This window comes from Streptomyces sp. NPDC001093 (genome assembly GCF_040298985.1).
Classification (GTDB): Bacteria; Actinomycetota; Actinomycetes; order Streptomycetales; family Streptomycetaceae; genus Streptomyces.
The window spans coordinates 1-8,270 of record NZ_JBEPBF010000227.1; the positions used below are offsets into that span (position 1 = coordinate 1).

7 protein-coding genes and 2 pseudogenes are annotated in these 8,270 nt (G+C 74.0%); 4 read left to right on the top strand and 5 right to left on the bottom strand.

The window, feature by feature from the left end; genetic code table 11:
* From ABT288_RS48435 to ABT288_RS48445, 3 genes and pseudogenes are all read right to left on the bottom strand, one after another.
* Positions 1-890: pseudogene (locus ABT288_RS48435) on the bottom strand (hydrolase); the annotation flags it as partial.
* 543 nt (positions 891-1,433) lie between these two features.
* A complete protein-coding gene (locus ABT288_RS48440; RefSeq protein WP_142219268.1) occupies positions 1,434-1,811 on the bottom strand; it encodes a toxin Doc in 378 nt (125 codons plus the stop codon).
* A gap of 3 nt (positions 1,812-1,814) precedes the next feature.
* Positions 1,815-2,054, bottom strand: coding sequence for a hypothetical protein (locus ABT288_RS48445; RefSeq protein ID WP_069776955.1), 240 nt, complete (start codon positions 2,052-2,054; stop codon positions 1,815-1,817).
* Positions 2,055-2,230: 176 nt separating this feature from the next.
* Between ABT288_RS48445 and ABT288_RS48450 the strand changes: the two genes are divergently transcribed.
* Complete coding sequence (locus tag ABT288_RS48450) at positions 2,231-2,740, top strand: methylated-DNA--[protein]-cysteine S-methyltransferase (protein ID WP_351623067.1); 510 nt, start codon at positions 2,231-2,233, stop codon at positions 2,738-2,740.
* A gap of 11 nt (positions 2,741-2,751) precedes the next feature.
* Positions 2,752-3,474 (top strand): 2OG-Fe(II) oxygenase, encoded by a 723-nt coding sequence (locus ABT288_RS48455; protein ID WP_351623070.1) that lies wholly within the window; start codon positions 2,752-2,754, stop codon positions 3,472-3,474.
* Positions 3,475-3,503: 29 nt separating this feature from the next.
* Here the strand turns inward: ABT288_RS48455 and ABT288_RS48460 are convergent, their stop codons facing one another.
* Positions 3,504-3,839 carry a hypothetical protein gene (locus tag ABT288_RS48460; RefSeq protein WP_351623073.1) on the bottom strand — a complete coding sequence of 112 codons (336 nt, stop codon included), beginning with the start codon at positions 3,837-3,839 and terminating at the stop codon, positions 3,504-3,506.
* A gap of 658 nt (positions 3,840-4,497) precedes the next feature.
* On the opposite strand from ABT288_RS48460, the pseudogene ABT288_RS48465 reads away from it, so the two are divergent.
* Positions 4,498-6,907: pseudogene (locus ABT288_RS48465) on the top strand (SpoIIE family protein phosphatase).
* 15 nt (positions 6,908-6,922) lie between these two features.
* Here the strand turns inward: ABT288_RS48465 and ABT288_RS48470 are convergent.
* Positions 6,923-7,471, bottom strand: coding sequence for an RNA polymerase sigma factor (locus tag ABT288_RS48470; RefSeq protein WP_351623076.1), 549 nt, complete (start codon positions 7,469-7,471; stop codon positions 6,923-6,925).
* Positions 7,472-7,516: 45 nt separating this feature from the next.
* Here ABT288_RS48470 and ABT288_RS48475 point away from each other — a divergent pair.
* Positions 7,517-8,270: serine/threonine-protein kinase (locus ABT288_RS48475; protein ID WP_351623079.1), on the top strand; the 754-nt coding region annotated here is incomplete at its 3' end.

Here is an 8,270-nt window from a genome sequence, read left to right on the forward strand (position 1 = left end):
CGGCGTCCGCCGGAGCGCCGGGAGCCACCGCGGGTGCGGCCGGGACCGGGGCGGCGGCCGGGACGCGAGTCGAGGTAGCGGCGGGCGCCCCAGCCGAGCACGGCCTCGGCGAGCAGTACGCCCAATGCGGCGTCGGCGTGGCCCAGTTGCTCGGCGGCGTGCCGGCAGTACGAGCAGCCGGACAGATGCTCCTGGACGTCGGGCAGCAGGGCACCGGCGCCGCCGCGGCGGATCGGAGCGTCGAGCAGGCGGTTGTAGTAGCGGCATTCCGTGCCGGGCGCGAGTTCCCTGTGGGCGCGTACCAGGCCCTCGCGGAATTTCTCGCGCGCCTGTTCCAGCGCGACCGCCGCGCTCTCGATGTCCATGCCGAGCAGTCCGGCGGGAACGGTTATCGGCTCGGCCTCGACCTCCATGTGCCACAGCAGTGCCTGCTCCAGCCGGGGAAGGGCGTGGAACGAGCGGTCGGAGAGGGCGCGGTTCTCCGGTATCAGGGTCTTCGCGGCGCGCATACCGCGGCCCCCGGCGGGTTTCCCGAGTCCGGGCAGTACGGCGGTGATCCGGTCGGTGCCGGACCAGTTGACGACCGTGTCCCGGACCGCCACGAGCAGCCGGGGACGCAGCGCCTCAGCGGGTTCGCCGAGCGCGAGCCGGCCGAGGACCTGGTGGAAGGCGGTGGCGGTGACCATGTGGGCGAGTGGCCCGGAAAGGGCCAGGCAGACGACCGCGTAGTCCTGCGCGGGCTGCCAGTGCCGGGCCATCAGCAGGGCGGCGGACCGGGAGGCCTCCGCGTCGGAGCCGGCCCGCAGCGGACCGGCGAGTGACTCGTCGGACTCCCCGGGGTCACCGCCCGGCGGCGGATAGGGAGGACGAGGGGGGTGGGGGGTTGGCACTGAGCGGATTCCTTTGGTGCGACGTGCGTTGATGCGTACCTCTGCGACGCGCAGGAAGGAATGGCCGGCGTTCGGCCGGTGAAGTTCCGCTACTGCCGGAAGAACTTCGGTTTTTACCCCCCACACGGTCGTTTCAACCCTTGCACAACTTCCACACGAGCAACAAGGCGCCCGCGTGACATCGGCGGTGTTGAAAGAAAGTCAGAAACCGCCCCTGCCGGGCACCCTGCGAGGGCTTTCGGTATTTCATGCGCCCCGTGTGAAGGACGCACACACACCGGCGGTCCCGCGCACGCTTCCCGGGTGTGCGGCCCGGTAGTGGACTGGGGCCGGCCTCCTCGGAAAAGGCCCCGCGCGGGGTGGGGGTCCCCCGGCTCGAGCGGAGCCGAGGGCCGGAAGAGGCTCTCCCGTGCGAAACCGGCCGCCGGCCCCGTTCCTCCCGTCCTCGGCCGGCGGCCCCGCCCACCCTGCCCCGGCCGGCGGCCCCGGCGGCTTCCCCCGCCGGCCGGGGCGGGACGGGCCCCCGGGCCCGCGAGGGGCCGCTCAGATCTGCCAGGACCGCAACCGGTCGGCCGCGCCGTACACGTCGGTCTTGCCGGAGATCAGATCGCGGGCGAGGTCGACGAGGGCGCCGTACGGCGGGTCGATGCCGACGCCGCTGACGAACATGTAGGCCACGGCCGTCGCGCAGGCGAAACGGGCGTTGGCCGCGGGCAGCGGCTTGAGCAGGGCGAGGGTGTGCAGCAGCGCGGCGGCCCGCCAGGCGGGGTCGGAGTCCACGCCGAGCCTGGGCGGATCCACGCGGTGCCGGGCGACGGCGGCGACCAGGGCGGAGAAGTCGTCGACCGCGGGCTGGTCGGGCAGGACCTCCTCGTGGCGCTGGAGCAGCCAGGGGACGTCGATGTGGATGACGGAGGGCATGCGTCAGGCTGCCTCGTCCTTCGCGGGGGGCTCGTCGTCGGGGAAGGCCGCGGCGAACTCGTCGGCGTGCGCGGCGAAGAACTGGCGGAAGGCCTCGGCGCCCTCCTGCAGGGCGCGGTGCCGGGCGATGTCGGCGGCGGCGGCCTCGCGGACGAGGGCCTTCATCGACGTACCGCGCTCCTTGGCGATCTGCCGCAGGTCCTCGAGTTCCCGTTCGCTGAACTCCACATTGAGAGCTGGCATGCCCCTTACGGTACCGCGCGGGTACTTACCCGTAAATATCACCAGGTCAGACGCCCTTCCCACCGGTACCCGCGGGGTCCGAAGGCCATGTCCGATTCCCGCCGGTCACGCGGCGCGCGACGCAGCAGACTCGGCAGCACGGAAGAAGCCGGCAGCACAACCGAAGGAGTCCTGCCATGAGTACACACACTGTCCACACCGTCCACCCGAGCCCGCTGGGCGACCTGCTGCTGACCGGCACGGTCTCGCCGGCCGGCCTGACGCTCGGCTCGCTCGGCATGCCGGGGCAGCGCGGCGCGCCCGCCGTCCGCGCCGAGGATCGCGACGACGGGCCGTTCGCCGAGGCGCACCGGCAGCTGGACGCCTACTTCGCGGGCCGCCGGATCCGCTTCGAACTGCCGCTCGCCGTCACCGGCACCCCCTTCCAGCGGACCGTGTGGCAGGCCCTCGAGGACATCCCCTACGGCACGACGACCACGTACGGCGAGCTGGCCGCCCGGCTGGGTGTGCCGCGCGCCGAGCTGCGCGCGGTGGGCCGGGCGCTCGGCGGCAACCCCCTGCTGCTGGTCCGCCCCTGCCACCGGGTGATCGGGGCGGACGGCTCGATGCGCGGGTACGCGGGCGGTGTCGAGCGCAAGCTGTGGCTGCTCACGCACGAGGGCGCGCTGCAGCCGGCTCTGCTGTGAGGGAGGACGTGATGACGTTGACCCCGGCCGAGGGACGCCGCCGGGTGGCCCGCACGGACTGGGCCGCGCTGTCGGCCGAGTTGGACGAGCACGGCAGCTCACCCACGGGTCCGTTGCTCTCCCCCGCCGAGTGCGCCGGCCTGGCCGCGCTCTACGACAAGCCGGAACTGTTCCGCACGACGGTCGATCTGGCCCGGCACCGGTTCGGCTCCGGCGAGTACCGCTACTTCACCCACGACCTGCCCGCCCCGGTGGCCGCGCTGCGCGCCGCGCTCTGGTCCCGGCTGCTGCCGGTCGCCCGGGACTGGGCAGTCCGCCTGGACCGCCCGGCGCCCTGGCCCGACTCCCTCGACGAGTGGCTGGAGCGCTGTCACGCCACCGGCCAGGACCGCTCGGCGCAGATCCTGCTCTGCTACGGTCCGGGCGACTGGAACGCCCTGCACCGCGACGTGTTCGGCGAGCTGGTCTTCCCGCTCCAGGTGGTGGTCGCGCTGGACGCGTACGGCACCGACTACACCGGCGGCGAGTTCCTGATGGTCGAACAGCGCCCACGCGCCCAGTCCCGGGGCACGGCGAGCATCCTGCGCCAGGGCCACGGCCTGGTCTTCACCACCCGGGACCGCCCCGTCCGCACCCGCCGAGGCTGGTCGGCCGGGGCGATGCGGCACGGGGTGAGCACCGTACGGTGGGGCCGACGGAGGACGCTGGGGCTGGTGTTCCACGACGCGGCGTGAGGGCACCGCGCTTCCGGCAGCCGAGTCGGTCACTCCGGATGAGCCACGGCGTCCTTCTGCAGCTGCACCGCCGCTATCAGGCTGAGCTGCGGCTCCGCCTGGCGCAGCGTCTTCAGCGCCGCCATCGAGGCCATGTCCCCGGTGAAGCCGACGGCGGCCAGCCGGGAGCGGACCCAACGGGCCCGCAGCTCTCCCTCGGTGGCGGCGGCGGTGGGCTCGACGAGTGCGGCGGCGCGCTCCAGGCCCGGGAGCTCCTCGGGCGACGCCTCGGCCAGCGCCTGCCGCAAGGCCGCCGCGATCATGTCCGCGTCCCGGATGACGAGCACGACGTTGTGTTTCCTGTTCAGTCCCGCGAGAGGTGCCATGGGATCACCGTGGGCGTCACCCTGCGTGCACGGCAAGACAATTGAGGATTCTCAGAGGAACACCAGCCTTTCCAGGCGCAGTCGGGAGCCCCGTGCGGGCGTTCGCGGGCAGCGGCGCGGCGGCCGCCTCGGCGCAGGCGTTGGACCAGCCGGTGCCCGGGTCGCCGTCGGGCATCGCGGCGGGCAGGGTGTCCGGACGGCCGGAGTAACCGGCGTCCGTGCAGGGGTAGTTCGGGGGCGACCGGGGGGCAGGCTGGAAGTCGGCTGGTCGTGCGGTGTCGGGCGCCGGGGTGGCGGGCACGCTCACCGCGCCGGTGCGCAGGCCGTCCGCCCGTGCGGTGACCGTCAGCGGGCGCCCGGGAGCAAGCCGGTGCCGCTGGTGGTGCCGTGGCCGGCGCCGGGGTCCGACTCGATGCTCCCGTCGTGCGGGACGGCGATCTCGCGCCAGGAGCACCGGCCGTCCCGCAGGGACGTTCAGCAGCGCTCCGGCCGCGGGTGTCACAACTGATCGTGAACAAACAGACTTTCCCCGTGGACCGTGTTCGACCGACCGGCGGGGTGGAGGGCGGTGGCGGGTCATGGCAGTCCCCGAAGCACTACGCTGGAACGCGAGAGGTGCCACCTCTTCACTCTGAGTGTGCGCTTGGGAGCGGCGACGATGAGCCGGGGCTATCCGTTCGACGATGCGGCGACGGCCCGAGCCGTCATCGACGACGACGGAACGCTGGTCGAGTGGAACGAGGGCGCCAGGCGCCTGCTCGGCCACCCGGCGGAGTCCGTGCTGGGCCGCCCCGCCGCCCTGCTGCTGGCCGGGAAGGACGCCCCCGCCCCGCCCCCGGGACCCCGGTGGGAGGGAACGGTCGGACTGCGCCACCGGGACGGCCGTACCGTCGCGGTCTGGCTGCTCGCCCACCGCAGGCCGGCGCGCGACGGACACGGCGGCAGCTGGCTCGTGGTCACCCCGCTGACCGGCACGGAACCGCCCGCCGAGGACGACCCGCTCGCCGCGGCGGGCCTGACCCAGTCGCCGTGCGCCGTCGCCGTGTACGACGCCGAACTGCGGCTGCGCCGGATGAACGACGCGATGGCCGACGTCGTCGGTCTGCGGGAGGAGCACGTGCGCGGGCTGCGGCTCGCGGAGATCGGCGGCAAGCCGCAGAGCGAGGAGCTGGAACAGGGCATGCTCCAGGTGCTGACCACCGGCAGCCCGCTGGACGTGCAGACCTGTATGCGCACCGGCGGCGAGGACCGCGCCCATGCCTGGCTCGCCCGGATGGCCCCGGTCAGGGACGCTCAGGGCCGGGTGCGCGGGGTGTGTCTGGCCAAGCACGACGTCACCGACAACTACCGGGCCCGCCAGCGGCTGCAGCTGGTGAACGAGGCGAGCGTGCGCGTCGGCAGCACGTTGGACGTCACCCGTACGGCACAGGAGCTGGCGGACGTGTGCGTGCCCGCGCTCGCCGACTTCGCCACCATCGACCTGCTGGATCCGCAGGACTACGGCGGCGAGCCCCCGGCCCGCCTCTCGGCCCCGCTCACCCTGCGCCGGGCCGCCCATCGGTCGGTCCTGGACGGCGTGCCGGAGGCGGTGACCATGCCCGGGCGGATCGAGGAGTACCCGGCCGGCTCGCCCCAGGCGGACTCGCTGACCGCGGGGCACACGATCATCGCCTCGGTGGCCGCGGGCGAGATGCGGTCGTGGCTGACCTGGAGCACCGCGCGGGGCGAGCAGGTGCGCAGCTTCGGCATCCACTCCTCGATGTCGGTGCCCATCCGGGCCCGCGGGCTCACCCTGGGTGTCGCGGTGTTCGCCCGGCACCGGCGGCCGGACCCGTTCACCGCGGACGACCGGCTGCTCGCCGAGGAGATCACGACGCGGGCCGCCGTCTGCATCGACAACGCCCGCCGCTACTCCCGTGAGCGGGAGACCGCGCTGGCGCTCCAGCGCAGCCTGCTCCCGCGCACGCTGCCGCGCACGGCCGCGCTGGAGGCCTCCTCGCGCTATCTGCCGGCCGCGCGGGCCGGAGTGGGCGGCGACTGGTTCGATGTGATCCCGCTGTCCGGGATGCGGGTCGCGATGGTCGTCGGGGACGTCGTCGGGCACGGCGTCGAGGCCTCGGCCACCATGGGCCGGCTACGGACCGCCGTGCGCACCCTCGCCGACATCGACCTCGCCCCGGACGAACTGCTCACCCACCTGGACGACCTGGTGGTCCGGCTGTCGGAGGAGTCCGGCGTCGGCGGCGGCCCGGGCGAGGCCGGCAGCCCCGGCGAGGCCGGCGCGACCTGTGTGTACGCCGTCTACGACCCGGTCTCCAGGCGCTGCACGGTGGCCCGCGCCGGGCATCCTGCGCCGGTGGTCCTGCGGCCGGGCGCCGTGCCCCAGGCGCTGGAGGTGCCCGCCGGTCCCCCGCTGGGGCTGGGCGGGCTGCCCTTCGAGTCCACGGAGGTGGATCTGCCCGAGGGCACCGTCCTCGCGCTGTACACGGACGGGCTGGTGTGGTCACGGGAGCGGGACCCGGAGACGAGCCGGGAGTTGCTGTACGAGGCGCTCGGCACGTACGCGGACTCCCTGGACGGGACGTGCGACCGCGTCCTGCACGCCCTGCTGCCGCCGGGGGGCTCCGCGGACGACGTGGCGCTGCTGCTCGCCCGCACCCAGGGCCTGCCCGCCGCGCAGGTGGCGACCTGGGACATCCCGGCCGACCCGGCACTGGTCGCGCCGATCCGCAAGCAGGTCGTGGAGCAGCTGGACGACTGGGGGCTGAGCGAGGCCGCGTTCACGGCGGAGCTGGTGGTCAGCGAACTGGTCACCAACGCCATCCGGTACGGCTCGCACCCCATCCGGCTGCGGCTGATCCACGACGCGACCACGCTGATCTGCGAGGTGTCCGACACCAGCCACACCGCCCCGCACCTGCGCCGGGCCAAGGTCTTCGACGAGGGCGGCCGCGGCCTGCTGCTGGTCGCCCAGCTCACCCAGCGCTGGGGCAGCCGGCACACCCCGGAGGGCAAGACGATCTTGGGCGGAACTGCCGCTGTTCGAGCAGGACCAGCGGGGCTTCTAGCGGAACCGGTGGCGCTCAGGAGCCCGCCAGCCACGGCCGTACCTGTTTGCGGGCCTCGTGCAGGCGGGACTTCAGGGTGCCGAGGGGGATGCCCACGCGCTCGGCGACCTCCGCGTAGTCCAGCTGGCAGATGTCCCGGTACACCAGCGGCGCGACCAGGTGCGGATGCGTCCGCTCCAGCCGCTCCAGCGCCTCCAGCAGGTCCACCCGGGAGCCGGCGATCACGCTGGTGGTGCGCGGGTCGACGGCGAACGAGGGCTCGATGGCGGCCGGCTGCTCGGCGGCCCGCCGCTTCAGCTCGCGGTACTTCTGCCGGCAGCAGTTGGCGACCACCGTGTACAGCCAGGTGCCGAAGCGGCTGCGGCCCTCGAAGGCGGAGATGTACCGGGCCACCTGGAGCAGCACGTCCTGGGCGGCCTCCTCGGCGTCCTCCCGGCACGGCAGGAAGCGCCCGCAGCGGCGCACGACCTCCGGCCGGATCTCGGTGAGCAGCCGGTCCAGGGCCGCTCCGTCGCCGGCGGCGGCCCGCCGGGCGAGGTCTTCCATCGGCGCTTGGTCCTGCACCGGGGTCCCCCTTCGAGTCGATCTCAGGCCAGGCATGATAGTCGTATGCAATCCCCAGGGCGGATCGGCCGCTACCGCCTCGAAAGGCCGCTGGGCACCGGCGCCTTCGCCACGGTCTGGCTCGCCCACGACGACGAGCTCCAGGCACCGGTCGCGGTGAAGGTCCTCGCCGAGAACTGGTCGCACCGGCTCGACATCCGGGACCGCTTCCTGTCCGAGGCCCGGCTGCTGCGCCGGGCCGGCTCCAACCGCGTGGTGCAGGTCTACGACATCGGTGAACTCCCCGACGGCAGGCCGTACTTCGTGATGGAGTACGCCGACGGCGGCACGCTTGCCGACCTGCTGGCGGGCGGACCGCTGCCGGTGGGGCACGCGCTCGCGCTGACGGCGGAGGCCGCGCGGGCCGCCGCGGCGCTGCACGAGGCGGGGATCGTGCACCGGGACATCAAACCGACCAACGTGCTGCTGCACACCGCCCCGGACGGCACCCGGCGGGTGCTGCTGGCCGATCTGGGACTCGCCAAGAGCCTCGCGCAGGCCTCGGTGCTCACACTGGCCGCGGGCTCGGCGGGCTATCAGCCGCCCGAGCAGGCCGAGCCCGGCGAGGGCATCGACGAGCGGGCCGACGTCTACAGCCTGGGCGCGGTCGGCTACGAACTGGTCACCGGGACCGTGCCGGGCCCGCCGGGACGGGTCGTACCGCCCCGGCGGCTGCGGCCGGACCTCGGCGAGGACGTGGAGCGGGCCCTGCTGCGCGCTCTGGAGCCGGACCGGGCGCGCCGCTGGCCCGGCGCGCAGG